The organism is Paenibacillus odorifer, assembly GCF_000758725.1.
Taxonomy (GTDB): Bacteria; Bacillota; Bacilli; order Paenibacillales; family Paenibacillaceae; genus Paenibacillus_AQ; species Paenibacillus_AQ odorifer.
The window spans coordinates 3,164,761-3,190,388 of record NZ_CP009428.1 but is presented as its reverse complement, the minus strand read 5'-3'; the positions used below and the strand labels follow the sequence as shown (position 1 = coordinate 3,190,388).

The window sequence follows — 25,628 nt, the reverse complement described above, 5'->3', positions numbered from 1 at the left end:
ACACTCATTTGGTGCACCGTTCTCTCAATGAAATATGCTGAATGATATCTGCAATTTCTTCCACACGAAAGGCGATATGGTCTGCTCCGGCTTGTTCAAGCTCTTCCTTGGGACCATAACCAAAAGTCACTCCAATAGATTCGACACCACAGCCAATAGCACCGATCATATCATGCTTACGATCTCCTATCATTACCGCTTCCTCTGGATGTATGTCATTCTCATCAAGCACGTACTGAATAACCTCTTGCTTCTTAGAACGGGTACCGTCCAGATTACTTCCTCCGATATGTTTGAAATAATGATCGAGCTTATAATGCTCAAGAATCTGTGCTGCAAAAACAGTCGGTTTGGAGGTTGCTACATACAATGAGTATCCATTCGTCTTAAGTCCCTCCAGCAATTGGGGTATACCTTCAATCACCATATTCTCAAATAATCCCGTGGCACTGTAACGCTCCCGGTAAAAAGCAACCGCTTGAAGCGCTTGTTCCTCAGTGAAATGGTGCAGCTCGATAAATGAATCATATAACGGAGGACCTATGTAAGGAAGAAGCTCATCCAAATGTTCGATCTGTATATCAAATTTGTTCAAAGCGTATTCTACGCTTTTGGTAATGCCTTCTTTGGGGTCTGTTAAAGTACCATCTAAATCAAATAAAATGTTTTGTAATCCTCTTCCCACGGTTGTCTTGCTCCCCTCGACTGTTATTATTGCATATATTTATCATACCTTCGTTTCCACATACTTTCCACATACTTCTCGAATACGATAAGTAACCGAAGCTATTACATATTATCGGAGGAGTATCTTATGAACATGACGCATTACATGTCTTTGCTAGCGGACAACCAGCCTTGGAACTTGATTATATTCATGGCAATCCCCGTGATTTTTGCTGAGACGATTACCATTACAGAGTTTATTATTTTATTCACCAAGAACCTAAAAGGCCCACTACGATCCTTCAACAAAGTCTGCAGCATACTCGCAGGGTTATATTTCACAGGGGTATTCCTTTACTTGTTCCCAACTGCGTTTATTCCTTTGTCTGTGAATGGGGAATGGCACACATGGGTTGATATCGTAGCCGTGGGCTTCTATTTAAGCGGAGTACTCTTCTTATTGCCACTGGCTTTGTTAGATCTTGATCTGATTGCCCGTAAACGATCGGAAGAGCACAAGATGAAGCTGCATTTTCTGCTAATTAGTGGCTTCTTGGTCGTGGCGCATATAGCGATGATATTTGGGATGATTAATCCGGAAATTGTGGGCAGTATGGGTGGAATGGGCGATATGATGCATTAAAGTTTATTAACATAACGTAATCTAAGTCAAAAAGCAGATCAAGGATAAAACCTTGATCTGCTTTTTTTCTCGTACCGGTTATCCCGCGCTTTGTACAGTTACCACAGTACGCTTCTTGCGTAATAAAAACATCAGCGGAAATCCAAACAACACGATAATGGAACCTACCACAAAAACATCATTCACACCCATCGTGAACGATAGTAAACGTATCGAATCTGTATTACTTGCACCGGAGCTGATCAACTCTTTAGAGTGGAGTAAAGATCTACTCGACAACAGGGAAGTGAATACTGCAATCCCAAGTGAGCTTAACACATTGCGGACCCAGTTGTTGATCGACGTAGCATGCCCAGACCATTCGACGGGAATTTCCTCCATTGAGGCTGTACTGCTTGGAACATTGGCTAGTCCAATGCCGAGATTACGAACGACCATCGCCCACATAATAAAGCTATAAGATATGTTCGTTTGCAGCCGACTAAGCATGAATAAACCGATGAATATAAATAAAATACCCGCAGAAATCAACTTCACAGGTCCGAACTTTGGATACAGCTTACCTACGATTGGACTCAGCAAGGCAAGGAGGATCGAGGACGGCAATAAAATCAGCCCTGTTTTAAGCGTTGTAGCCCCTTCTACCGTTTGTAAGAACAAAGGGGTTAAATAGGTTCCGGCATACATCGCAATCGTAACCAAACTATAGATACTAAGCATGGCGGTAAAACGGCGATTACGGAATACACGCAAATTCAGCAGAGGCACCTCCGCCTTCAGCTCGCGCAAAACAAACAAAATTAACAACACAACCCCCAAAAGGATTAACGATAAAGTTTTCCATGAAGTCCATCCCCAGCTGTTGCCTTGGCTAAATGCGGTTAATAACGATAAACTACCGAGGACAACGGTGAGGAAACCAGGAATATCAAATGACTTCGGAATATTCATTCGATAATATGGGATTAACGTTAGGGTTAGAATAACAGCTATAATTCCAATAGGAATGTTAATTAAGAATAACCAATGCCAGCTGGCATATTGGAGCAGCCAACCGCTAAACGTCGGACCTATGGCTGGCGCGACCATCGCGGATAGCGACCAGAGGCTTACAGCAAACGGTCTGCGTTCTCCCGGTATTACTTGAAATATGATGGTCATCGTACAAGCCATAATGAGACCGCTACACGAACCCTGAAGCATCCGAAATACAATTAATGATGTTGGATCCCATGCCAAAGCACAAAGCAAAGAGAACATGGTGAATCCCATCAAGGCGAAAAGATAAAGCCTTTTGTAGCTGAATCTTCCTCCGAGATATCCGGCGAGTGGTGCGGTTACTCCTGTCGCCAGCATAAAACCGGTGACCATCCATTGCATGGTGTTCAGACTCGTATTGAAATGATCCATTAAAAGAGGAACAGCAATGTTGATCGTCGTTGTACTTAAGACAGAGACGAAATTTCCGAAGAATATGGCAATCATGATCGGCCAAAAATGTATTTTGCTTGCTTGATTTTCTTCCATGCTTCCCCTCCTCATTATTTTTTATATGTCTACTTTTACATATATAAGGTGACTTGAATAATGTTATAATCGTATGATCAATATGTCAATGATGACATATCCCCGAAAAATTCAATGAAAACGGATTTATAATAACTGGAGGGCTTTATAGTAATGAATACACTGTCTTATGGACTTCTAGCTTTACTTAGCGCTAACTCATTGTCTGGATATGAATTAACTCAGAATATCAAGCCGCTCTGGCGTGCTGGACATAGTCAAATCTACCCTCTATTAATGAGCATGGAGCAACAAGGTTATATCACCTTTAAGCTCATTGAACAGACCGACAAACCGGATAAAAAAGAATACTCCATTACGGAAGCAGGACTGAAGCAATTGCGGCAATGGGTGGAAACTCCTGCTGAGCCTCCGGTGCTGCGGGATGAACTGCATTTTAAGCTGTATAGCTTATGGCTATCCAACCCGGCAGAAGCCAAGGACCTATTACTAAAACGTGCAGAGTTTTGTAAGAGTGAGTTGGAGCGATACAAGGTTTTGCTCAAAGCAAACGAAGTCTTGCGTGATGAACGCGGTGAGACTCGTGAGTTAAAAGCCACAACTTTTGGACGTTATTTACTGATCCGCAAACGTGTGCTTGATATGGAGAGCTCTATACAATTTTGCGAATGGGCACTTGAAGAGCTTGAGTCGAATCAATAACATTATAAACAAGCAAAAAAGAGACCTCATTTTGTATCTGAAGTCTCTTTTTACTTACATTTATTCGGATTTAGATAGATTCAATAGTTGCACCTCGCAACGAGTACCCGCTCCAGGCTGACTTATCATTCGAATCTTGCCTCCATGCAATTCCACCAGCTTTTTAACAATGGAAAGTCCCAGACCTGAACCGCCGTATTGTCTTGAACGTGATTTCTCTACCCGGTAGAAACGCTCGAAGATATAGGGAAGCTCTTCCTCAGGAATACCTATTCCTGTATCTTCAACAATTAGAGTTGCAGCATCCGCTGCAAATTCCATATGAACAATAATCTCACCTTCATCCGTATAACGAATTGCATTTTCCAGAAGGTTCATAATAATCTGTTCCATACGTTTTTGATCTCCACGGATCATATACGCATCTCCGCTAAGCTGAAGCTTCAGCAGTAACCCCTTCTCCTTTGCTTTCAGTTCAACTCTGCGCACGGCTTGTTCCGCTAGCTGACTGAGATCGATCCACTCTTGGGTAAGAGTAACCTTTCCTTCCTCCATCTTTGCCAGTTCAAATAAATCATCCACAAGATGCTGGAGCCGATGTGCTTCCTGATGAATGATATCCAAGTATAGATCTCTTTCCCCTTCGGTCTCGTAAAGTCCATCTTTTATTACCTTGGTATACCCCTCCAAATATGTAATGGGCGTTCTCAGCTCATGTGAGATATTTGCCAGAAATTCCTGACGTGTATCCCTGTATCGTTGCAGATCGACAGCCAGATCATTTATAGCCTCTGCCAAAAAACCAATCTCATCGTTGCTACGTATAGAAAGTCTCGTTTCCAGCTCGCCAGCCGCGATTTTCCGGGTTGCCTTTTGCATCTTGATCAGAGGTCTGGACAAAATCATGGCGATCACACCAGTGATCCCTATAGCCAATATAAAAGCCCCTATTCCTGCAATCAGCAGCAGGTTCCGGATGGAAGCCAAAGATTGCTTCATACTCTCTGTAGAGGACATTACATAAAGTACAGACTGAGTTGTATCCCCCTCCATTATTGGTTTTCCAATGATAAAATAAGAATGTCCAGCAGGATCTTTATACTCAAAATCAACACTTTTCCCAGCGAAAATCCGGCTAACATCCGAAGCTTGGATGAATGAACGATCCGAACGATCATGTACACCCGAGTGGAGTATCACATTGCCATCCTTCGAGATATTAAAGATACTGACATCCGAAAATTCTGCAAAGGTACTCATCATCTGCTCATTTGAACTATCCTGCGATTCCGCCATTCCGATAAAATGTGAGGTGAGTTCCTCCGTCTCTTTTTGCATCTCGTTGTAATAGAAGCTTGTAAACATCCGGTCTATAGTAATTCCAAGAACAAGCAAAACTACTAAAAAAACAGACATTATAATATAACCAAGCTTAAGTCCGATGATGTTATTTTTCATACCAGATTACCTGGAGCGTGAAATTTATAACCTAACCCCCACACTGTTTGAACTGGATTATAGGAGAGGCCTGCCTTATGCAATTTCTCACGGATATTCTTAATATGGGTGTCGATAACACGATTCTCCCCCTCATAATTATTCCCCCATAATCGTTCCACCAGTTCTTCTCTCGTAAAAACCCGGGTAGTGTTTTGCGCCAAAGTCGCCAGTAGATCAAACTCCTTGAGAGTGAATTCAATGGATGTATCCTGAATATGTACCTCCCTAGCTTCTGGGTATATTTTAAAATCAGGGTATGTGAGCACCTTATCCTGAGGTTGGTGGGCAAATGTAAGTGTTGAACGCCGCAGCAGAGAATAAATCCTAGCCACTAATTCTTCCGGCTCACACGGTTTAGTAAGATAATCATCTGCTCCTATACCGAGACCACGTACCTTATCCTTGGTTTCAGAACGTGCGGTTAGCATTAGAATTGGGATAGAGCTTGTCTCCCTCACCAGCTTGCAGACCTGCCAGCCATCCATATCCGGCATCATCACATCCAGCAAAATTAGGTCAAAGCTGTGTTGTTTCAACAGTTGGAGTGCCTCATGACCCGTTGACGCCTCTTTTGTAGACATCCCTTCTTTACTTAAATAAATCCGCAATAAATTCCGCATGTTCCATTCATCATCTACGATCAGTATCTGTAGCTTATTCAAGCCGTTCACCCTCTTTATGACCTAGTTCTTCTCATTATACAAAAAAATACAGAACAAGCCGACATCATCCCTAAATGATGCCAGCCTGTGATTATGGTTAGTGGCCGGAATGCGGATTGCCTCCTGCAGTAGGTGAGATTTCTAGCATATCATCAATTTCACTTTGTGCTCGCTCATTTATTGCAAGGTTATCTCCAGTTATCCAAGCATGATTGTAAGGACCTTCCGCTGGTGAATCTTGAAATTTAGGTTGAAGCTCCATCATATACTCCATTACTGAATCTGGCAGCCCGTCTTTTTCTGTAAAAATAAGCGGCGCATGTTTCCCCAAATGGGAAAACGGCGCAGCGGCGATAGCGAGCATCGTTGAATCCGTGGTTAACAAAGACAGGTTATGACCGGGTGTAGTGATTCCCCAGCCGAATCCGTTATTGGCATCCTTAAAACTTGCAAAAGCTATAGCGTTCTTAAAAACATCTTGTCCAGCTATACGGGTAACTGTTCCGTATTCTTTTAATTGCTTTTCTACATCTGCTGAGACAATGTCTTCTGGTCCTAGGATATAAATAGTTGCACTACCTCCACGTTCTTTTAAAGCCTCGACCGTTGAGTTAGGAATTTCGTCTTTGGTTACATAGAGTAGAGGTTCCTGCATATGTGCGATCCAATTCACTGCTGGCAGCGTGTACTCAGGGCTATCCATAGAACCAATTATGACCGACTTTGGAAGTTCGCCGGCTGCTTTAGCGTAATAAGTATCTATAGCCTGAGCTACAGCCGCTGGCTCATCCCCTTCTATCCGGTCTACTTTTAAATCAATGGCCTTTAATTGTTGTTCTACATTAGATGCCATAGGCCCAACAAGCACTACCTGAACCCCATTATTGCCATCAGCACCTATTGGATTCAGTCGCTTAAGTTCTGCGAGCGTAACCTCAGGAACCCCATCTTTTGTGGTATACAGGACGGGGCCGTTACTGGGATGATGAATCAAATCTGCACTAACTGCGGCAATCTGCCAATTACTCACATCCGTCAAAACTACACTTGAGGGTCTATTATTCTTTGTTTGCACAGTCCATAAAGTCTGAGAAACTAACACTGCGGCTTGAATCGGATCTGAAGTGTTAATGCGAGTAGTATTCTTCGTAGCTATCCAAGGTGGCTCCACCGTTGCAGAACTAGCATGCGAATTAACCTTAGATGGAACATTATTGCCTGATTGGCAGCTTGTTATCACTGTACTCAAAAGCAAACTAACGGCAACAAATGGTATGATTTTTTTCATCCTAAACCCTCCTGTGTGATGTTCTCGCTTGATTTAGAGTAGTTTAGTCTACAAATGTGTGGAAAGTATGTAGAATTTAAAATAAATAAAATTTGTATATAATGCAAAAAGAGCATCCCGTAAGCCATGAATGACTCAGGATGCTCTTGGTCTAGATTTTTCAATGCTTACCAGTGTTTTGCGATAAAAGTATCCCGACCGGATTGCTCCCGATCTTCTTTGTAGTGCTTAGGATTCTTATGATGATAATCCTGATGATACTCTTCTGCACGATAAAAAGTTGGCGCCGGAAGAATTTCCGTAACGACTGGACCGGAGAATCTGCCGCTGCCCGCAACCTGTTCTTTCGAGGCAAGAGCCGCTAACCGCTGTTCTTCATTATAATAGAAGATCGCTGTCCGGTACTGAGTTCCTCGATCCTGGAATTGTCCACCATCATCGGTAGGGTCAATCTGAGGCCAATATAATTCAAGCAGCTTCTCGTATGAAAAAAGCGCTGGATCAAACGTAATCTGCACAACCTCGTAATGCCCCGTTGTTCCGGTTTTGACTTCTTCGTAGGTTGGATTCTCAGTTAACCCTCCCGCATATCCCGATACAATTCCATGAATGCCTGGTAATTCCTCAAACGGTGTCACCATGCACCAAAAACATCCGCCTGCAAACATCGCTTGTTCCATATGATCAAATCTCTCCCTATCTATCTTCATCTAATAAATAATATATGCTATGACGATAAAGCCAAAAGATCATAAAGTCAATGGAAGTCAGCAGCACCATTAGAATTCAAATCTCCAAAACGTTATAATATAAAAACAACAGAAGTAGAAAGGAATGCGCTATGAGAAAAAATCGTTTAGGACAATCCGATTTGTATGTAAGTGAGATAGGACTTGGCTGTATGTCTTTGGGTACGGATGAGGCGAAAGCCATTTCCATTGTTCATGAAGCACTCGATCAAGGAATCAATTTTGTTGATACAGCAGATCTTTATGATGAGGGCCGTAATGAAGAGATTATTGGCAAAGCCATTCGTCAACGTCGTCAGGATGTAATCCTAACAACAAAAGTTGGCAACCGCAGAATTCCCGGTCAAGAAGGCTGGAGCTGGGACCCTTCAAAAGCCTATATTAAAAATGCAGTCAAAGATAGTCTCAAACGGCTGCAAACGGATTACATCGATCTATACCAGCTGCATGGCGGCACTATTGAAGATCCAATTGACGAAACGATTGAAGCTTTTGAAGAACTTAAGCAAGAGGGTCTTATCCGCTATTATGGGATCTCTTCTATTCGTCCTAATGTAATTAGAGAATATGTGAAAAAATCAAATATTATAAGTGTTATGAGCCAATATAGCATTTTAGATCGGCGTCCTGAGGAAGAAATCCTTCCTCTGCTAGCTAAGCATGGAATTAGCATGATCGCACGCGGACCTTTAGCAGGGGGCATTCTATCAGAGCGTGGTCGCAGCAAGGCGGAAAAGAATTACTTAGATTACAGTAGTGAGGAACTTCTGAATTTGCATGATCGGCTTTCACAGGAAACTAGCGACTCTCGCAATCTTGCACAAACAGCGCTGCATTATCCACTAGCTAATCCATCTGTAGCCGTTATTATTCCTGGGGCAAGCAGTCTGGAGCAATTAAAAAGCAATGTAATGGCTGCTGATGTAGCTCCACTCACTTCGGAGGAACTTGCAGACATTCAGCAGATGAGCAAAGCAAATCGTTACAAGCTTCATGTATAGATTAGTCACTTTCGTTAAAAACAATGGGGTGTCCATAGCCATACAATGGCTGTTGGGCACCCTTACTTTTTGAATCTAACTGATCGCTGATCTAATCCTTAAACTTGGTTTGATTAGATATTATTCACACGAACGAAGCCGCTATAGGACACAGTTGACCTTATGCGCTACTTTTTACTATATTAAGGGTGCTCGCGGACTCCATAGCCGCTATGAGCTTGATAATCACCATATATCATCCTCTATTTAAGGAATAGCAGCACTGGAGTCCGAAATCATGCTCCAAAGGCTAAATATATGCAAATAACGTCATCTGAGTCCGAAAGTATTCAAGTCACTCCGCGTGACACATCCAGCCTGCCATAATTCCAGTAGAATAAAATCGAGTGATTCTCGTGAAGCCTGATTCTTTCAATAACTCTTCAATTTGTTTTTCAGGAAGGAAAGAAATTTTCGTAATATTGCTACTTACATTATCAAACGCTTCGGGAGATTCATACCCTGCAACCCAAAAGCTTTTCCATACATTTATTCTGTCGTGGAGTTCAGGATCATCCAAATCTCCATATGCACTTACGAGAACAAACGGAGCACCCGGTTTCAGATTATCCTTTATGGAGCGAAGCAATTTCAATTTTTCTTGAACATCATGGATGAAATGAACGACCAAAATACAACTTGCCACATCGAACTTTGAGTCCTGCTGAGGAAGATCATCGATTGTCCCAGGAATCAGACTGACACGGCTCTCTATGCCCAGTTCATCTATCTTTAACTTCGCGATCTTAAGCATATCTTCCGAAGGATCCACTCCAGTAAATGTCCAGTTTGGGTTAGATGGACCCCATGCCGAAAATTCATTTCCTCCCCCCGCACCGACCACGAGCAAAGATACAGGGATGTCACCTAATTCGAAGCGAAAATAAGATTGGATCATCGAAAATAATGAATCATAAGAGGGAATCGAAATACGAGTTGTTTTTTCATAGGTCGCCCTCTTGGCATTTAATTTTTGCTCATCAGTCATTGTAATCATCCTCCATTGTTTTAAACTTCACATTTTAGTATCAAAACCCACATTAAAGTTATTACGGATTTATATTATCTCTAATAAGCCCGAAAAAAGAACGGATCTTTACTCCGTCTTCATCGTTTTTGCCAAATCTGCAATTTTCGTGTTCTCTAAGTACTGCTCCATCTGTCGCTCAGCGTCAATCACAACCTGTTGAATCAGACATTCACTTCCGTGATCTAGACTGCATTCAAAAAAGGAAGCAGTTCCTTCAATCGCATGAATAATATCCAGAAAAGAGATTTCCTCCGACTTGCGTCTGAGACGATACCCACCATTAGCGCCAGGCGCAGATTGAATTAATCCAGCCTTCACTAGCTTAGTCATCATTTTGGACAGATAGGTTTGGGAAACACCCAGCTTCTCAGCAAGCAATTGAACACCCACCGGCTTATCAGACGCCACCGTCACCATATAGAGCATTGCATGAAGTGCATAATCTGTCGCTTGGGAATATTTCATTCAGCACCTCCATTAACGACTTTAGAAATCTATGATAACTCTAACATTTTTAAAAGGCAAGTATATAATTCCTACACTCGCCCATTAAGCAATCTTCTTCATCCTCAACTAATTGGAGTATACTTTCCATTAAACTCAAATTCATAGTCATTAGCGATACGGATATAGCCATATACGCAATGCCAGCGATCTCTGTAGAAAACACTGGAATAATTCTGATTATCCCTATTTCCTTCAGCAACTAAGATCTCTTTGTCATCGCATGCTAAAACAATACCTGTATGATCGTGACGGTCATTAGTTAGCAATTTTTCATAAATCACAATATCACCACGTTGAGGAGTAAACCCCTCTTGCCCGTCAAAATAAAAAAATGCGGTCTCAGGTAGTTGCGCCCACTCTAACCATGCCCCTACGCCAGCTAATCGAAAATCAGCATTCGGATATCGAATCGGCAGCAGAAAGCCAGCTTGCATACAGCAGTAATATACAAATGCTGCGCACCAATTGTTTTGTAATACTTTATAAATCCCTTGGTCAGGCCAATATTTACAGATTTCTCGATATCGTTCGTTTCCTGGTATTCCAACAATGTTTTCTTTTCCAAATGCTTCAGCAATATTAGCCAACTTGCCTCGTTTATCCGTAGGCTGGTGAACTTCAGCCCCGCTACTGTAATCTATCTCTTCCAAAAAATCCTCTGGAATCGTCATTTCACGAAGTACATTCCGAAGCCTATTCGTGTCCTGTTGTGTTACATTACAGTCCCTATTCTGCAAATGTAATTGTAGAACTTGAGCATCCTTTAGAATCTCTTCATAGGGACCCTTAACTTTATTCCTATCCCCTTGATGGAAGATCGCCTTTAGAATTTGAGTCAGCTCTTCATTGGTGAACATATTCAAGTCTCTTAATAAAGGCCTTACGGTATCTGCACTGTTGGGACCTGGAAAATCCTTGACTCCGGTTTTGAAGAAATAATAATTATGAAGCAGTCCTATAATGGCTGCCAATTCCTGATTTTGTTCTCTTTTCATGGCAAGCAATGAAGCGAAGCTAGACACTCCGTACAGGTGAACACACGCTTCCTGTTTCCGTTGTTCGCTACCTAAAGACATGATCATTTCTTGAACCAGCACACGCACACTATCGAGGCGCTGGTTCACTTTTGTTATCAGTCGTTGAGTCACTGGAAACCTTCCCCTCCGTTACTGCTCAGCTGTAATAATACCAAAGCTAAAACTGACATAAATTTTTTTATCAATTCAGTCCCTAAAGACTACCTTTTTCTGTCCATCCTTGACGAATTCCACACCAAAATAATCGGTATTACCGTTCGCCCCGAATTCAGCGATCCGAGCATCAGGCTTACTCTCAAAGTGAATGTTATGTTTAATATTAGATCTTGGTAACAATGTAATCTCTTGCGGCTGAACCTCTGCGAATGACCAAATCCCTTGAGAATTACCATACTCTCGAAAGATTGGACGAATCATAACGGTTTCATTTTGCCCGCCATAGTTGATTAGCCTGATTGTACATTGAACCTTCACTATATCCTCTTGAGTACCGTACATACAGTGCGAATCTTTTTCCAGAAAATCCACAACTTCAATTCCTTCATTGTTCATATTCACAAGATAATACAATCGTTCTGTTAGAAATGGATATAACGTAATGAAAATGATGATAGCAAGCAAAACGGTTCTACCTACATATTTTTTATAACGCTGTCTAAAGTGCTTTATAGTTAAACTCCCACTGACGATTAACATAATGATCCCGAATATCGCTGAGTAATGTAAACCATGGTTTGTCGCAGGCTCGCTCCAAGGCGGAATTCCAATGGTTCTGAAGAGGTAATCCCCAAACATAGTCCCCTGATGTGTGATTCCCACAAAAACTAAAGAAAACAGCAAAAATAAAACAGCCATCCATCCTTTACCCTTGATCATTTCATCCCTCCCAACCAATAACAGTTATGTCTTCTCTATCCTCCAAGGAAAGATTCCTATGCATATGCAATTCAATTTTTTTACCGCTAAAACTCAAGGTGTAATCAACTACGTAAGGGGTTTCAATGTAATATACCGTGAGGATTAATTTAGAATCAGCATATTGCCAGCTTGCAGATGTACAAACTTCCTGCTCACTAAGGGATAAGTCTTTAATAAATAAACATTTTGCATTGGCAGGCTTTAAAAAATTGAAGTTAAATTCATCTAAATGATCGTCGTAAAGTAAAGAAAAACTAAGGTGATCTTCTTCAAACTTCAGTATTAATTCTTTAATTTTATGCTTATTATCTTCAAAGATATAAATTCCACTGTACGATCTATAATCTACTCTAACTATCCTGTCTACTAAGGAGATAAATGTAGGAGATTTAATAATGTTAGAAACATCCGTTGACCAATCATGGTTCAGTAAATTTGCATATATGATATCTAAAAAATCCTGTAACTTCTTCATCTCGGTAAAACTTGAAGTTGCAGCAATCACAATCTCTTGACTCGGATCAATGAAACACAATTGACCAAAAGCTCCATTCCCCATCTTACATCCATTCCTGCACATAAAGAACTGATAACCATATCCGTTTGACCAGTCAGCCTTATTTTGTCCCCAACGATTATCGCTTTGTTCATTTAGCGCCAGCTTTAAATAATCTTCAGAAACAATTCTACGGCTATTGTAAACCCCTTGATTGAGGAGCATCTGGCCAAATTTCGCAATTCCATCTGTTGGTATGCTTAGTCCCATTCCACCAGCAACAATTCCTAACGGGCAAGTCTCCCAATCCGGTCTTTCTATGTCCAATGGAGTAAATAATCTTGGCATTAGAAAATCAACAAGATTCTCTCCAGTCGTCTTTTCGATAATAGCCGAAACCATATAAGTGGCGTGTGTATTGTAATTGTAATAACTTCCCGGTTCATCTTCTACGTCCAAAGCTAAAAAGGCACGAACCCAATCAATTTGCTTGGCTATCGCACCATATATATTATTGTTATGCCCCGTATTCATGGAAAGAAGATGATGTATCGTCATCTTAGCTAAATTAGGCGAGATTGAGCTAGGAAGCTGATCCGGGAAAAAAGAGACCACTTTATCCGTTAATTCAAAATAACCGTTATCCCATGCTATGCCTGCTGCAATAGATGTAAAGCTCTTACTCAGGGAAAATAAAATTTGGGGAACGTTTTTGCGGTACGGTTGACGATAAAACTCGGTAATAACTTCTCCCTTTCGCAATAGCATAAAAGTATTAACCGGTAAATCAGATCGTTCAAGTTCTTCATAAAACTTAGACAGCGCTTGGGTCAAAATCTCTGGCTGATCCATATAAACCTCGCTTGTCATTATATTTTTGAGTTTTTTATTAATTCTCAGGTGGAGCGCTAAGTCTCGTGTCAGGTCTCCTCCATTTGTTCATTTAGACGGCAACCTTGTCATACTTAACCTAAAGACTTGTTATACCAAAAATAATCTTCAACGTTTTACGACTCTTCTTACTTATTTTTAAGCCTTGTTTTAAGTCTAGAATGATTACGGTTTTGCCAATCCAAACTCTAAAATATAACGAGCGGAACTTTACCGGTTTCACTATGCCTTTTTCTTCATATTCCGTTCCATCCTCTAACTCCGTTTCAGTTCTAATAAGCCATGTATTGCCAAGACCAAATTCGATATACTTCAGAATCTATCTCCCCCGTACAAGAGCTGCTTTTATTGCTCAATAGTTTTTATTAGATAAAGGCAGAGATCATCGTCCACACAAACATGTGCCCCAGGCTCAACAGGCTTATTATCGTACATGATTCCCCGCCCATCAGGGATAAAACCACGCTTTATATACATCCGTTGTGCGGTTCCATAGTCAGCGTATAATCCAAATCCAATACCAATAGTATTAGATATAGTAAAAGCATCTTTTTCAAGAGCTTCAATTAATACACTTCCTACCCCACGTTTCCTAAATGGCGGGATGACGTCAAAGTTTTGAATTTCAGGTATATTATTCTCTGCAAAATAAGGATATTCCGACCTGTATACCACATGTCCCCATCCAACAAACTCATTTTCACAAAAAGCTAAAATTGTAACTCGCTTTTCATTTTGATTTTCTTGCCAACAACGCTGGACATAATCAAGAGGTTGGCTTACGTCATGCTCAGATAACCCCGTATGTATAATAGCAATATCGTTTTGTGTCATTCGACGGATTTGTAAAGGTAAGGCCATAATATAATTCCTCCTAACTTATTAAATGAGTCCATTCCTATATTAACATACTAATTAGGATTAATCTGGTAAAAACAATTATTGTTAAACTACCCTGTCAGATAAAAGAACAGGCTGCAGAATATACCGGCAGCCTGTTCTGATTTTGTTATTTTTTTATTTCTTTAAGGTAAAAGTCATATAATTGATCAATAGATGAACTTGAAAAGATAGACGTGGCTTGTTCAATTTTCTCACGTTTCCAATCGAACCAGCACATTTCCTTTAACTTTTCGATTTCTTGATCTGTAAACCGTTGCTTGATCACTTTAGCAGGATTGCCGCCTACTATCGTATACGGTGGGACATCCTTTACAACAACTGATCCTGCCGCAACAATAGCACCTTCGCCTATTTTCACACCGGGCATAATCATTGCATTCATCCCAATCCAGGCATCACTTGCAATGATTGTATCCCCTTTGGATTCGTAAGAGTTTGCAATCTGATCTACAAAAGGATACACGGTGATCCATTCAGGATGATGATTGTGATTCCCACCCATGAGAATAATTACACCACTAGCAATACAAACATAATTTCCTATAATCAATTTATCTAAATGCCAACCATAATCTTCACTGGGATTAAACAACTTTCTTGATTGTTCATCACCCCAAAGGTATCTAACACACCCATCTTCAAAATCAAGATTATCGTAATAACCAGAGTAGTAAGAGTACTCTCCTACCTCAATCATTGGGTTGGTGACAATATCCTTTAAATACTTAATTTCAGACCAGTGGCTGAACTGATGTTGTTTCATTTTCTTCCCCTCGCTTCTAAGTAATGTAATTCATTTATACTTAGAAGCTTGATGCAGTAGCGACATTCTTAAACCTTTTCAAACGACGAACCATCGTCCTCATCCTTTTCCTAATTGATGCCGTCATTGTAACAAACGAATGATTTATTCGTCAAATCAACCGTATTGTCCGAACTCAGCTCAATTATGAATTTATCGGATTACGGCTAGCCTTAACATGTTTAAGCTGGGCAACTATAATGACGCTAATGATCACTAGAAGGAACCACGAACTGATCTTACTGAAACTAACCAGTTGCCACGTTTGATATTGATCAGGATATTTCCATGCATTAAAAAATGTAGCGATATTTTCAGCTAACCAGATAAAAAATCCTACAATAAAAAAGGCCAGTGTCAAGGGCATTCGATAGGTAACCGTCCGTACCCTATAAATGATCCATGTTTTCCAGAAGACAACAACCACAAGCGCTGTCAGCCACCAACGAAAATCAGGAATGAAATGATGTGTGAAAAAATTTAAATAGATGGCTCCTCCCAACAATCCCGCTGAAGCAAGCCCCGGCCAACCGGTCATATCCATTTTCAGTCTTCGCCATATCTGGCACATAAAGCTTGCGACACTCGCATACATAAATCCACTATAGAGGGGTACACCAAACACCTTCGTAAACCCTGGCTCTGGGTATGCCCATGAACCCATCTTTACCTTATAGATTTCCAGCAACAAACCAATAACGTGAAATACACAGATTACTTTTATTTCATCCAGTGTTTCTAATCCAGTACGGTACATGAGGTACTGCACTGTAAGCAGTATTAGAAGAATGGCATCATAACGGTAAAGAAAAGGCATTTCTATTATGTTAGAAAGAGCTAAAGTCCCAAAAATCGCAATAGGAAATATGCAACTCATCGCCTGATGATATCCAAAATGCAGCAATTGTGTTATTGACTTCATTCTTAACTTTCCTCATCATTTTTGTATTCTAATAGATCTCCAGGCTGACATTCCAAAGCCTTACAAATTGCCTCTAACGTTGATAATCGCACCGCTTTTGCTTTTCCATTTTTCAATATAGAAAGGTTAGCCATTGTTATTCCAACTCTCTCCGAAAGCTCAGTAACACTCATTTTTCTTTTAGCCAGCATCACGTCGATATTAATTATAATCGCCATTGTTTTCACCTCAGACAGTTAAGTCATTTTCTGATTTTATATCAATAGCTTCTTTTAAAAGCTTTTGTAGAACTGCAGCAAAAACGGCAATCACCATGGAGGCAAAAATGATAATCAAACCGATGACTATAATCCCGGGGGCATCATCTTTCTCCGCCATGAGGTAAAAGAGTGGCATACCAACTACATACAAGCAACTGATGATGATTGCACAATATTTTATTTTCTTTAAAACCTGTACAGACATTTCCGAGAAAGCATTGTTCTTGTCAATATAGCCTAACAGTTTAAAAGCTTGATACAGTGCAAAGTAAAAAGGTATCGCCGAGGCATACAAATCAATGGCAATGAGATATTTCAATAAACTATAATCCGGATACAGTTCTGCTGCGAAACTCGCTATCTCCGGCACCACAAATATGCACAAAGCAAGCACCGGGATACCTATAAGAATAACCGCTGCCCTTAAAAAAAGTGTTGATCCTCTTTCCATAAAAAACACACCTCACAGATTTATTGTGAATTGAATTTATCACATTATTTATCGTTTTACAATATATTTTAATCGAAATACAGTTATTATTGGCTGTTTTATAATTTTCGACTAAAAGGCCAAGCTAATTGACTATTAGAAGTCATTAGCTCGGCCTTGGTACCTTTTCATATCTCTTTATCTCTATTTTTCTATTCTACAAGTAATTCTAATACTGACCGAGATCGATAAAATTCAAATCCATGTTAGTTTCATCTTCAGCCTGATTTGCAGCCTCCGTTGATACTACTTTTCCTTCGTATTCAAGGTTACCGCTTGTCAAATTGAATACATATAGACGATTACCTTTGAAATTCTTATAACCCACAATATAGAGATAGTTTTGTTTAAAATCATAGGTAATGTTTTCACTTAAATCTATATTTGTATTCTTCAAAGTAGTCTCATATTCTTTACTCACGAGATCGTAAGAAATAACAGTAAATCCTATATTCTCCTTACCCGATACAGCTTTTTGCAGGAAATAAATTTTCTGTCCATACGCATTCATAATATTATTCAATAACATTTCATGCCCTTGGAACGCGAGCGGCGAGATTTGTCCTGTTGCAACATCTACTTGATATGCCTTTTTATGATTATCTTTACTAACCGTTAAAATCCATTGATCCGTGTGATCCAGATTTTGATTGGCTAACCTAACGAATTGATTATCCCCATTTGCTGCTTCAGATTTAGCTCCTGGTAACACGAGCGGCTCATTTGTAATCTCCTTTGTTGTTAGATTAACACGGATAATCTGCGGTTCAGATACATAACCTTTGGCGCTGTGATTCAAAAACACCATTGCAACAAGCTCTTGATCAACAAGCTGTACATTTTGTACATACATATCTGAAACATCATGATCTACATTGATATCGGATGTGATTTCCAGCGTATTGTTCTTCTGCTTGTTAAGCACAGAAATACTGAGCTTAGCATTTTTCTTCGCTGAAGGATCATTGGATTGCTGCTTATCTACGGTCCAATTCACGTAAGCAAGCATATCCTGATTTTCATAAAACCCAGCTAAGTTCTTCTTTCCACGCATGAACTGACGATGCTGATCCCTCCATTTATCCAATTGTGTGTTCACTGGTCTTCGGTTTAAGCTTTGGCTGATCGTTAACTTTTCATCTGGATAATCTGTACCATTTGTAGTGATATTAGCTCGTTTGATGCCAAAAACACTATCCTTAGTCAGATAATTTCCGTATAAAGCTATATCTTCAACGAGAGAAGCATCCCCTTGAACCATCGTCAGCTTATAATTAGGTGGTGTCTCTTGTGAAGCCTGTACATAATACGTCCCGATTGTAACAACCGCGAACACTACAAGAACGGCGGTAACCATATATTTTCTCATTCCTTAACCTCCATTCCCCTTCAATTATACCGATATTTTCTTACGCAATAGATACAAGCTGTACCAAAGCGAACCTCCAGCAATAATCACTATTAATCCGAGACAAGCACCTAAGATTTCTCCGGGATAGAAGTAGCTATCGTATCTGCTATAACCCATAAGATAGGGTATTGAGGCTAATCCAGCTAGAACCGCTAAGTATAATACGATAAAGCCGATCCCTTTCAGTCTGTAGCTCCGCTCCATTAGAATCGCTGTGAACAAGACGATCAAGCCCGTAATGCCCAGTCCATAATATAGAACAAACTCAGAAAAGTAGGGCGGAACCAGTACTCTAAGCACAGTAGGATACTTCAAATAATCAAATACCGAGATGTTCCGATATAGTTCAGCAGGAAGAATCGACTGTGCTATCAAACGCTCCAGTGGCACAAGCACAATTTGCAGGGCAACAAGTCCAAATGCGAATAGCAAGATCGTAACCAGCTTGGCAAAATACAAATTCGCCCGATTGGATGGCAAGGTGAGCAGGCGATATACTATCGTATTTTTACCTCTCCAGTCACGGTACCAGATGAAGCAGCTATATATTAGTAACACTGTTATGCTCAAGAATATGGGTCCGAAATATAGAAGTCCATTATAGCGAGCATACATCATACTGTTTAGCTGAATATATCCAGTCACATTGTGATATTGCTCAAGCGTCCATTGATTCACTCTCATTGCCTCATTCGCAGAATCCAGCCAATGATTAGCACCGATGGTGACTGCTGCAAGCTGCAAGGCAACTGTCAGCACCATGAGTCCAATATATATTTTGGCAAATCGGTTCATTTCAAAATTCAATAGCTTCACAAAAGCTCTCATTTCATGTACACCTCTCTCATTACGTCCGTAATGGACTTACCTTCCTGCTCGCGAACTTCTTCACAGTAGAATTCACGCTCTACCTTCCCGTGCTGTAGCAAGACCGCTTTATCAATTAAATGCTCAATATCGTTAATTTCATGAGTTGTAATAATCACACCACGGTCCTCGATCAATTCACTCGTGAACACATCAGTAATTTGCTCGCGGCTGAACATATCAATCCCCGAGAACGGTTCGTCCATTAGGATGTAATCACAATCCAAGGCTAGTCCCAGCAACAAATTTACCTTCGCAGCCATCCCCTTCGACAATGAGGATACGCGATCCGAAGAGCTCAGTTGGAAGAACTTAAGCAATTCCTTTGCACGTTCAGCGTTCCAATTCCGATAAAAGTCAGCCATAAAGATCAAGCAATCAGCAATTCGCATATTGGAGAGCATCGTTAACGAATCTGGAATAAAAGTGATTTTCTCATACATCACAGGTGTTAGTGATACATTATCGATTAAGACTTCCCCTTTGAATGGTGTCAGTCCCATGATGGACTTCAGCACCGTTGACTTCCCGGCACCATTGATTCCGATCAGGCAGGTAATCTCTCCTTTGGCAGCAGTGAAGCTAACGCCATTAAGTACCTTCTTGAATCCATAATTCTTCACCATCTGATTCACTTGGATCATCTTGTGTCACCATCCTCTGGAGATAACTTTCGCTCGGATGTATATTTTGTCTTTATGATATCTACCAGTTCTTCAACTGGAATTTGAATATTCTGAATGGAGCTGATGAATATATCCACTGCACTTTCGATTAATTCAGCTCGAATCGAGTTAAGTATTTGCTGATCCTGTGTAATTCGGCTCGGGGAATTCCCTTCTGTTACGATCAAACCCTGTTCCTCCATTTCCTTATATGCCTTCTGCGCCGTGTTCGCATTAATCTTCATTACTGATGCAAGTTCACGCCGTGAAGGAATTTTGTCTCCCGCTCCGATTTGCCCTGTGGCGATCTGTTCCTTGAAATGACGCACAACTTGAATATATACCGGCTCACGAATATTAAAGCTGACGCCTGATTTCTGTTCTTCTGTCATACAACCAACTCCATATACTAAGTGTGTGTACTAAGTGGTTCATACATCTTATTTATGTACTATACGTGTAATACACTTTTGTGTCAATAGTTCAGGTTTGAGCAGAAAAAAAAGCTGCCTTTCGGCAGCCCTCTTATTACTAAAACACCTTTTGATTAAAAACATGTTCTTTTCCACCTAAACCCAGTGCAGCTGCTGTTGTAGTGTGAATTTTCTGCAGAAGCACGGGATTATCCATTAGTGACAAGGCATAAGAAGGAATCATTTCTTTTATTTTGGGTTCCCATTCTTTTATATATTGAGGGAAACATTTGTTAAGCACTTCAAGCATCACGTGAACAGCCGTAGAAGCTCCAGGGGAAGCCCCTAACAGTGCTGCGACCGAACCATCAGCGGCACTAATAACCTCGGTACCAAATTGAAGTGTGCCTTTGCCAGCTTCTGTATCTTTGATAACTTGCACACGCTGACCAGCTACAACAAGATCCCAATCTTCAATTTTGGCATTGGGGATAAACTCTTTCAGTTCTTCCAGACGTTTTTCTTTCGATAACAGCACTTGTTCGATCAGGTATTTTGTTAATGACATGTTTTTAGCACCTGCCGACAGCATTGTTATGAGGTTATCCGGTTTCACAGAAGTTATTAAATCAAACATTGAGCCCGTTTTTAAGAATTTAGGTGAGAAGCCGGCAAATGGCCCAAATAACAGTGATTTTTTATTGTCGATAAATCTTGTGTCTAAGTGCGGTACGGACATTGGAGGGGCTCCAACTTTAGCTTTGCCGTATACTTTGGCATGATGCTGCGCAATAACTTCCGGATTATTACACACCATAAAAATACCACTTACTGGGAATCCACCTATATGTTTTCCTTCAGGAATACCTGATTTCTGCAGTAAGTGCAGGCTTCCTCCCCCGCCACCAATAAACACAAATTTCGCTGTATGTTGTTCAATGTTACCGCTGGCATTTCTGATTTTCAGATCCCATAAGCCAGCACTGTTGCGCTTCATACTATTGACACTATGTTTGTAGTGGAGATCGACGTTTTTACTTTTTAAATGCTCAAATAAGATACGCGTTAAAGCACCAAAGTTAACATCAGTTCCAGAGTCAATTTTTGTAGCCGCAATGGATTCGTTCGCTGGACGATTTTGTATAATAAGCGGAATCCATTCCATCAGTTTTTTAGAGTCAGCAGAAAATTCCATACCTTGGAATAATGGATTTTTTGAGAGCGCTTCAAATCTTTTCTTTAAAAAAGCTATATCCTTCTCCCCTTGCACCAAACTCATATGAGGTAACGGCATAATAAAGTCCTGGGGATTATGTATCAGCTTACGATTTACAAGATAAGACCAAAACTGCATCGAAAGCTGAAACTGTTCATTAATCTGAATAGCTTTGCTAATATCTATAGATCCGTCTGGCTTTTCAACAGTATAATTAAGCTCACAGAGCGCCGCATGCCCGGTTCCTGCATTATTCCATTCATTAGAGCTTTCTTCCCCTGCTTTTTCAAGCTTTTCAAATACTTTAATTTTCCATTCCGGTACTAATTCCTTCAAAAGTGTTCCTAAAGTCGCACTCATGATTCCGGCACCAATTAAAATGACGTCTGTATCAGTTGCACTTTTGCCCATTATTACCATCCTTATCCCCTGAATTTTGCAGAAAGGATGTGGGCGCTCCTTCTTAGGCGTCACACCTTTTCTGTATCAATTATAACCTTATCATGGTGTATTACAATTATTTATAAATTTAATATCTACTATTATATGAAAAAAATAAAATATTTAAAAGCTTGTAAAAAAGATAGAAATAAGTCCTCAAGATTTATGGAATAAAAAAAGCTGTATCATCCCCTGTTCTCATTGTAGACAATTCCGTTTTGATATCCCAACCCTACTATTGTTTTTTGAATTTCCTGATCTACTTTTCTTTTAAAAGTTGCAAACTCTAATGTAGTTAAGCCAATTGGAAGCTCTTGTTCTATAAATGAATCAAAATCGATCGCAGTTTTGAAAATACGAAGCTTGTGCAGAAAAGGTAATTGCTCCATTCCCGTCAAATGAGCCAATGTTTTACAATTCATAATCGTTAGCTCTTCCAATGCCTTCATCTGCTGATCAAAGTTAATCTCACGTAGCTGGATTTGATCTTCAATCACAAGCTTTTTTAACGCACGAAAAACCGAAATATTACTCAGATCATGAAAGCCACGGACTCTACAAATTTCCAGGCTCTCGATCTCATTCTCTTCGATGTCCTGAATATGTTCTCTGCCTCCAAGTAAAATGCGAAGTTCTTTCAATTTCTTTAGTCGATTAATAAAATGTAAGGGTTTGTTGCTGATGGAGTGCAGCGCGAGATAGGTAAGATCCTCCAGATCTCCAATAGCATCAAGGTTTTTAACCTTTCCTATTACATGCAACTGTTCTAGACGAGAGAATTCTTTTAGGTATTCCAGATTAAGCGTCTTTTTCTCCGAACTAATATTTAAAATGCTTAAAGACCGCAACGTATCTATACTCAGAATCTCCGAATTCTCAAGCTCATAAATACCCACGCTCAGACTATACAGGTTATTCAGCTTAGCCAATACGTTCGTGTTATGTGCCTGGCGAAGACAATTCAGCAGCAGCATTTTAACATTTGGAATCTGCAGGAGTGTCTCACAATCAAAGGATACAGAATAATGGCCATAAAAACGCACTCCAAAATTTTCATCAAAACGCGCGCAAAGCTCATTTACTTCATCCAGAATCGAGCCATAGGTCGATGGATCAGAGAACTGAACAATCACTTGGTTGCCGCTGTACAAGTCTTGCTGAATCTGAACTGGATCTAGTGAAATAGGATCATTGATCAGAATCCTTCTTTTCCATGTAACACTCATTCCTAACCCCTCCTACCTGCCGTTAATCATCATTTTATATTTATTGTAAATCTACGAATTACTTACCCATGAACATAATTACATAAATCACCCCCATGGACAAGCTAAAAAGGTAGGTTATAGATTATTTAGAGTTCCGTTGATGAGGATTGAGAATAAGTGATTCACATTAAAAATACAATAAGCTGTATCATTCGTAGAGTAATCTACTTTTGATACAGCTTATTTATTATTTATTCAGCCTTTTGCGATGAACTATAAATCCCCGCCACCAACTCCAACGCTTTTATCCCTTCAGCACCATCCAACCAAAACTTTTGACCCCTGGCGACATGCTCATAGAAGTCCTCAATCAGTCTCTTATGCCCGGTACCCCAATAGGATTTACCTTCCGTAGCACTAAATCTAGGCTCACACAGCAAGGTTTCCTTTCCATCCTTCCAAAGATATAAATGATCTCTGCGGAGGTTGATAGTACCTTCTTCAAAAACTAGCTCCAGCTCCACTGGAGAATTCTCCAGATAGGTATTTGTACCATAAAAGAGCCCTCTGACATTACTAGTGAAATCGATGCAGGCATGGGCGGTATCTTCTACCTCTATGACCCCATTTAGCACATCCGTGGTAATACTGCCTTTCACCGATGCCACCTCTCCACCAAACCACTGAAGTAAATCCAGTGTATGAATGGTTTGGTTAATTAGCAGACCTCCACCTTCCGTAGACCAGCGTCCTCTCCAGTCACTATCGCTATAATAACTTTCGCTGCGGTGCCAGGTCACGATTCCTTTCATGCAGAGCAGCTTCCCATATATTCCTGAATCAATGACCTGCTTAATATATATGGAGGCATCATTATAACGGTTCTGAAACACCACACCAAGCTGACCTGTGCTTTGCTGTGCGGCTTCAAGTATTCGTCTGGCTGAAGGAAGATCTGCCGCCATAGGCTTTTCGGTAAGGACATGTTTTCCTGCTTGTAACAACTCCGTAGCCATTTCTGCATGTAAATAATGAGGCGTACAGAGATGTACAACATGAATACGGTCATCCTTTAAAATTTCTCTATAATCATTAGTAGCTTGGCAGTCATATTCTTTAGCCGCATGTAATGCTTTGTCAGCATCAATATCTGCAACTGCAAGTAGGCTCACACCATCGATGCCTGTTAATGTTTTTGCATGTAGAGGGAAAATGGCTCCGCATCCAATAATGGCTGCTCCAAGTTCTTTCATCTATATTACCCTCCGTTCATCATTCAATCGTTATCTGAGTATTGCAGGGGTTAGATTGATCGCTTGTTCTTGAGCCTTCAGACATAGCTCGGCAGCTTTGAACACATGGCTCTGTGTCATCGCCAGCTCTGTCCGATTCAGACAGTCAAGGATTAGCTCACCAAAGAAAGGAAAACCAACCTTCCCAGCTACATGCTCATAATGTTCCCCTTCCCCATTGACCCAGTACACATGATCCGGTGTATTTGAACGACCCATATCAGTATATTTACGCAGTTCAATATATCCTTCAGTACCCATAATCATCGTGCGCCCGTCTCCCCATGTGCCCAGCCCATCAGGCGTAAACCAATCCACGCGAAAATATTGTGTTGCCCCATTGTCACCTACAAGAGTAGCATCACCAAAATCCTCTAATTCGGGATAAGTCGGATGGTTGTAATTGGCCACTTTACTATGAATAACCGAAGCATCCTGACAATCTGCATAATACAAAAATTGTTCTATTTGATGACTGCCTATGTCACACAAAATCCCACCATATTTCTCCCTTTGGAAAAACCATTCCGGCCGGTTAGGAGCATTTAGACGATGTGGCCCTAATCCAATGACTTGCAGGACACGGCCGATAGCTCCTTGCTGAATCAGCCGCCCAGCATAGATAGCGCTTTCAACGTGAAGGCGTTCACTGTAGTAGACCATATATTTCTTATTAGTTGCTGCTGCCACTGCTCTAGCGGATTCAAGCTGTTCCAGGGTTGTAAAGGGTGCTTTATCCGTAAAATAGTCCTTCCCGTGAGCCATTACTCGATTGCCTAAAGGTCCGCGTTCAGATGGAATTGCTGCCGCTGCTATTAATCGCACTTCGGGATCTTCCAGAACTTCTTCCACAGATCCAGCAGCTTTGACACCGGGATATTTACTAATAAAATTTCTGACCTTTTCCTCATCCGGATCATATACCCATTTCAGCTCTGCCCCTGCTTCAACCAGTCCGTTACACATCCCGTAAATATGACCGTGATCTAGGGCAATAGCGGCAATGATGAATTCACCCGGCTTCACTACTGGTTTGGATTCATATGTTGGTGCATAGGTCATCCCATTTTTCCGATTCATAA

28 protein-coding genes are annotated in these 25,628 nt (G+C 40.6%); 3 read left to right on the top strand and 25 right to left on the bottom strand.

The window, feature by feature from the left end:
• Nucleotides 1-4: 4 nt before the first annotated feature.
• Complete coding sequence (locus PODO_RS13885; RefSeq protein WP_036678119.1) at nt 5-685, bottom strand: HAD family hydrolase; 681 nt, start codon at nt 683-685, stop codon at nt 5-7.
• 129 nt (nt 686-814) lie between these two features.
• Here PODO_RS13885 and PODO_RS13880 point away from each other — a divergent pair, with 129 nt between their 5' ends.
• Nucleotides 815-1,309, top strand: coding sequence for a DUF6803 family protein (locus PODO_RS13880; RefSeq protein ID WP_038570801.1), 495 nt, complete (start codon nt 815-817; stop codon nt 1,307-1,309).
• A 78-nt stretch (nt 1,310-1,387) separates the two neighbouring features.
• On the opposite strand, the gene PODO_RS13875 is transcribed toward PODO_RS13880, so the two are convergent.
• Entirely contained in the window at nt 1,388-2,836 is a 1,449-nt protein-coding gene (locus PODO_RS13875) for an MDR family MFS transporter (protein WP_038570799.1), read from the bottom strand.
• Between the two features lie 153 nt (nt 2,837-2,989).
• Here PODO_RS13875 and PODO_RS13870 point away from each other — a divergent pair, with 153 nt between their 5' ends.
• Complete coding sequence (locus PODO_RS13870) at nt 2,990-3,538, top strand: PadR family transcriptional regulator (RefSeq protein ID WP_036678125.1); 549 nt, start codon at nt 2,990-2,992, stop codon at nt 3,536-3,538.
• Nucleotides 3,539-3,598: 60 nt separating this feature from the next.
• Here the strand turns inward: PODO_RS13870 and PODO_RS13865 are convergent, their stop codons facing one another.
• From PODO_RS13865 to msrA, 4 genes are all read right to left on the bottom strand, one after another.
• A complete protein-coding gene (locus PODO_RS13865) occupies nt 3,599-4,996 on the bottom strand; it encodes a sensor histidine kinase (protein WP_038570796.1) in 1,398 nt (465 codons plus the stop codon).
• Nucleotides 4,993-5,700, bottom strand: coding sequence for a response regulator transcription factor (locus PODO_RS13860; RefSeq protein ID WP_174890038.1), 708 nt, complete (start codon nt 5,698-5,700; stop codon nt 4,993-4,995). Before PODO_RS13860 ends, PODO_RS13865 begins: the two co-directional genes overlap by 4 nt.
• Before the next feature lie 97 nt (nt 5,701-5,797).
• Nucleotides 5,798-6,988, bottom strand: a complete 1,191-nt coding sequence (locus PODO_RS13855) for an ArsR family transcriptional regulator (RefSeq protein WP_052097017.1) — start codon at nt 6,986-6,988, stop codon at nt 5,798-5,800.
• A 167-nt stretch (nt 6,989-7,155) separates the two neighbouring features.
• Nucleotides 7,156-7,668 carry a peptide-methionine (S)-S-oxide reductase MsrA gene (msrA, locus tag PODO_RS13850; RefSeq protein WP_036678131.1) on the bottom strand — a complete coding sequence of 171 codons (513 nt, stop codon included), beginning with the start codon at nt 7,666-7,668 and terminating at the stop codon, nt 7,156-7,158.
• Nucleotides 7,669-7,829: 161 nt separating this feature from the next.
• Here msrA and PODO_RS13845 point away from each other — a divergent pair, with 161 nt between their 5' ends.
• On the top strand, nt 7,830-8,738 hold the full coding sequence (locus PODO_RS13845) for an aldo/keto reductase (protein ID WP_038570793.1): 909 nt from the start codon (nt 7,830-7,832) through the stop codon (nt 8,736-8,738).
• A 334-nt stretch (nt 8,739-9,072) separates the two neighbouring features.
• On the opposite strand, the gene PODO_RS13840 is transcribed toward PODO_RS13845, so the two are convergent.
• The 19 genes from PODO_RS13840 to PODO_RS13755 form a co-directional block, all read right to left on the bottom strand.
• The gene (locus PODO_RS13840; protein WP_038570790.1) at nt 9,073-9,765 is read right to left on the bottom strand and encodes a class I SAM-dependent methyltransferase; all 693 of its coding nucleotides are present in this window, start codon (nt 9,763-9,765) and stop codon (nt 9,073-9,075) included.
• A gap of 108 nt (nt 9,766-9,873) precedes the next feature.
• On the bottom strand, nt 9,874-10,272 hold the full coding sequence (locus PODO_RS13835) for an RrF2 family transcriptional regulator (protein WP_036678138.1): 399 nt from the start codon (nt 10,270-10,272) through the stop codon (nt 9,874-9,876).
• A gap of 104 nt (nt 10,273-10,376) precedes the next feature.
• Nucleotides 10,377-11,462: a CHAP domain-containing protein gene (locus PODO_RS13830; RefSeq protein WP_244886481.1), complete on the bottom strand. Its 1,086-nt coding sequence runs from the start codon at nt 11,460-11,462 to the stop codon at nt 10,377-10,379.
• Between the two features lie 75 nt (nt 11,463-11,537).
• Nucleotides 11,538-12,227 carry a hypothetical protein gene (locus PODO_RS13825; protein ID WP_036678141.1) on the bottom strand — a complete coding sequence of 230 codons (690 nt, stop codon included), beginning with the start codon at nt 12,225-12,227 and terminating at the stop codon, nt 11,538-11,540.
• Between the two features lies 1 nt (nt 12,228).
• Nucleotides 12,229-13,635, bottom strand: coding sequence for a serine hydrolase domain-containing protein (locus PODO_RS13820; RefSeq protein ID WP_052097016.1), 1,407 nt, complete (start codon nt 13,633-13,635; stop codon nt 12,229-12,231).
• Between the two features lie 100 nt (nt 13,636-13,735).
• Nucleotides 13,736-13,972, bottom strand: coding sequence for a DUF3977 family protein (locus PODO_RS30560; RefSeq protein WP_080742490.1), 237 nt, complete (start codon nt 13,970-13,972; stop codon nt 13,736-13,738).
• 29 nt (nt 13,973-14,001) lie between these two features.
• Nucleotides 14,002-14,517: a GNAT family N-acetyltransferase gene (locus PODO_RS13815; protein ID WP_036678147.1), complete on the bottom strand. Its 516-nt coding sequence runs from the start codon at nt 14,515-14,517 to the stop codon at nt 14,002-14,004.
• 148 nt (nt 14,518-14,665) lie between these two features.
• Nucleotides 14,666-15,322 (bottom strand): CatB-related O-acetyltransferase, encoded by a 657-nt coding sequence (locus PODO_RS13810; protein WP_038570785.1) that lies wholly within the window; start codon nt 15,320-15,322, stop codon nt 14,666-14,668.
• Nucleotides 15,323-15,506: 184 nt separating this feature from the next.
• Nucleotides 15,507-16,283, bottom strand: coding sequence for a DUF817 domain-containing protein (locus PODO_RS13805; RefSeq protein WP_038570784.1), 777 nt, complete (start codon nt 16,281-16,283; stop codon nt 15,507-15,509).
• 2 nt (nt 16,284-16,285) lie between these two features.
• Nucleotides 16,286-16,501 (bottom strand): helix-turn-helix domain-containing protein, encoded by a 216-nt coding sequence (locus PODO_RS13800; RefSeq protein WP_036678155.1) that lies wholly within the window; start codon nt 16,499-16,501, stop codon nt 16,286-16,288.
• Nucleotides 16,502-16,511: 10 nt separating this feature from the next.
• The gene (locus tag PODO_RS13795; protein ID WP_038570783.1) at nt 16,512-16,994 is read right to left on the bottom strand and encodes a DUF2975 domain-containing protein; all 483 of its coding nucleotides are present in this window, start codon (nt 16,992-16,994) and stop codon (nt 16,512-16,514) included.
• Between the two features lie 208 nt (nt 16,995-17,202).
• Complete coding sequence (locus tag PODO_RS13790; protein ID WP_036678162.1) at nt 17,203-18,402, bottom strand: hypothetical protein; 1,200 nt, start codon at nt 18,400-18,402, stop codon at nt 17,203-17,205.
• 24 nt (nt 18,403-18,426) lie between these two features.
• Complete coding sequence (locus tag PODO_RS13785; protein WP_038570781.1) at nt 18,427-19,272, bottom strand: hypothetical protein; 846 nt, start codon at nt 19,270-19,272, stop codon at nt 18,427-18,429.
• The gene (locus PODO_RS13780) at nt 19,269-19,955 is read right to left on the bottom strand and encodes an ATP-binding cassette domain-containing protein (RefSeq protein WP_038570778.1); all 687 of its coding nucleotides are present in this window, start codon (nt 19,953-19,955) and stop codon (nt 19,269-19,271) included. The genes PODO_RS13785 and PODO_RS13780 overlap by 4 nt, the downstream gene beginning before the upstream one ends.
• Nucleotides 19,952-20,368, bottom strand: a complete 417-nt coding sequence (locus PODO_RS13775; protein ID WP_036678170.1) for a GntR family transcriptional regulator — start codon at nt 20,366-20,368, stop codon at nt 19,952-19,954. Before PODO_RS13775 ends, PODO_RS13780 begins: the two co-directional genes overlap by 4 nt.
• A gap of 139 nt (nt 20,369-20,507) precedes the next feature.
• A complete protein-coding gene (gene mqo / locus PODO_RS13770; RefSeq protein WP_038570775.1) occupies nt 20,508-22,016 on the bottom strand; it encodes a malate dehydrogenase (quinone) in 1,509 nt (502 codons plus the stop codon).
• Between the two features lie 215 nt (nt 22,017-22,231).
• The gene (locus tag PODO_RS13765; RefSeq protein ID WP_038570772.1) at nt 22,232-23,272 is read right to left on the bottom strand and encodes a hypothetical protein; all 1,041 of its coding nucleotides are present in this window, start codon (nt 23,270-23,272) and stop codon (nt 22,232-22,234) included.
• A 233-nt stretch (nt 23,273-23,505) separates the two neighbouring features.
• Nucleotides 23,506-24,507, bottom strand: coding sequence for a Gfo/Idh/MocA family protein (locus PODO_RS13760; RefSeq protein WP_038570769.1), 1,002 nt, complete (start codon nt 24,505-24,507; stop codon nt 23,506-23,508).
• Between the two features lie 30 nt (nt 24,508-24,537).
• Nucleotides 24,538-25,626, bottom strand: a complete 1,089-nt coding sequence (locus PODO_RS13755; protein ID WP_036678180.1) for a Gfo/Idh/MocA family protein — start codon at nt 25,624-25,626, stop codon at nt 24,538-24,540.
• Nucleotides 25,627-25,628: the final 2 nt, after the last annotated feature.

Bases quoted from the DNA above. Each gene is read 5' to 3' on its own strand.
- PODO_RS13775 (WP_036678170.1), bottom strand. From the start codon at position 20,368: ATGACAGAAGAACAGAAATCAGGCGTCAGCTTTAATATTCGTGAGCCG.
- PODO_RS13870 (WP_036678125.1), top strand. From the start codon at position 2,990: ATGAATACACTGTCTTATGGACTTCTAGCTTTACTTAGCGCTAACTCA.
- PODO_RS13780 (WP_038570778.1), bottom strand. From the start codon at position 19,955: ATGATCCAAGTGAATCAGATGGTGAAGAATTATGGATTCAAGAAGGTA.
- PODO_RS13825 (WP_036678141.1), bottom strand. From the start codon at position 12,227: ATGATCAAGGGTAAAGGATGGATGGCTGTTTTATTTTTGCTGTTTTCT.
- PODO_RS13820 (WP_052097016.1), bottom strand. From the start codon at position 13,635: ATGACAAGCGAGGTTTATATGGATCAGCCAGAGATTTTGACCCAAGCG.
- PODO_RS13855 (WP_052097017.1), bottom strand. From the start codon at position 6,988: ATGAAAAAAATCATACCATTTGTTGCCGTTAGTTTGCTTTTGAGTACA.
- PODO_RS13810 (WP_038570785.1), bottom strand. From the start codon at position 15,322: ATGAAACAACATCAGTTCAGCCACTGGTCTGAAATTAAGTATTTAAAG.
- PODO_RS13805 (WP_038570784.1), bottom strand. From the start codon at position 16,283: ATGAAGTCAATAACACAATTGCTGCATTTTGGATATCATCAGGCGATG.
- PODO_RS13785 (WP_038570781.1), bottom strand. From the start codon at position 19,272: ATGAGAGCTTTTGTGAAGCTATTGAATTTTGAAATGAACCGATTTGCC.
- PODO_RS13800 (WP_036678155.1), bottom strand. From the start codon at position 16,501: ATGGCGATTATAATTAATATCGACGTGATGCTGGCTAAAAGAAAAATG.
- PODO_RS13880 (WP_038570801.1), top strand. From the start codon at position 815: ATGAACATGACGCATTACATGTCTTTGCTAGCGGACAACCAGCCTTGG.
- PODO_RS13795 (WP_038570783.1), bottom strand. From the start codon at position 16,994: ATGGAAAGAGGATCAACACTTTTTTTAAGGGCAGCGGTTATTCTTATA.
- PODO_RS13765 (WP_038570772.1), bottom strand. From the start codon at position 23,272: ATGAGTGTTACATGGAAAAGAAGGATTCTGATCAATGATCCTATTTCA.
- PODO_RS13875 (WP_038570799.1), bottom strand. From the start codon at position 2,836: ATGGAAGAAAATCAAGCAAGCAAAATACATTTTTGGCCGATCATGATT.
- PODO_RS13865 (WP_038570796.1), bottom strand. From the start codon at position 4,996: ATGAAAAATAACATCATCGGACTTAAGCTTGGTTATATTATAATGTCT.
- PODO_RS13840 (WP_038570790.1), bottom strand. From the start codon at position 9,765: ATGACTGATGAGCAAAAATTAAATGCCAAGAGGGCGACCTATGAAAAA.
- PODO_RS13755 (WP_036678180.1), bottom strand. From the start codon at position 25,626: ATGAATCGGAAAAATGGGATGACCTATGCACCAACATATGAATCCAAA.
- PODO_RS13790 (WP_036678162.1), bottom strand. From the start codon at position 18,402: ATGAGAAAATATATGGTTACCGCCGTTCTTGTAGTGTTCGCGGTTGTT.
- PODO_RS13835 (WP_036678138.1), bottom strand. From the start codon at position 10,272: ATGAAATATTCCCAAGCGACAGATTATGCACTTCATGCAATGCTCTAT.
- mqo (WP_038570775.1), bottom strand. From the start codon at position 22,016: ATGGGCAAAAGTGCAACTGATACAGACGTCATTTTAATTGGTGCCGGA.
- msrA (WP_036678131.1), bottom strand. From the start codon at position 7,668: ATGGAACAAGCGATGTTTGCAGGCGGATGTTTTTGGTGCATGGTGACA.
- PODO_RS13845 (WP_038570793.1), top strand. From the start codon at position 7,830: ATGAGAAAAAATCGTTTAGGACAATCCGATTTGTATGTAAGTGAGATA.
- PODO_RS13760 (WP_038570769.1), bottom strand. From the start codon at position 24,507: ATGAAAGAACTTGGAGCAGCCATTATTGGATGCGGAGCCATTTTCCCT.
- PODO_RS13815 (WP_036678147.1), bottom strand. From the start codon at position 14,517: ATGGCCTTACCTTTACAAATCCGTCGAATGACACAAAACGATATTGCT.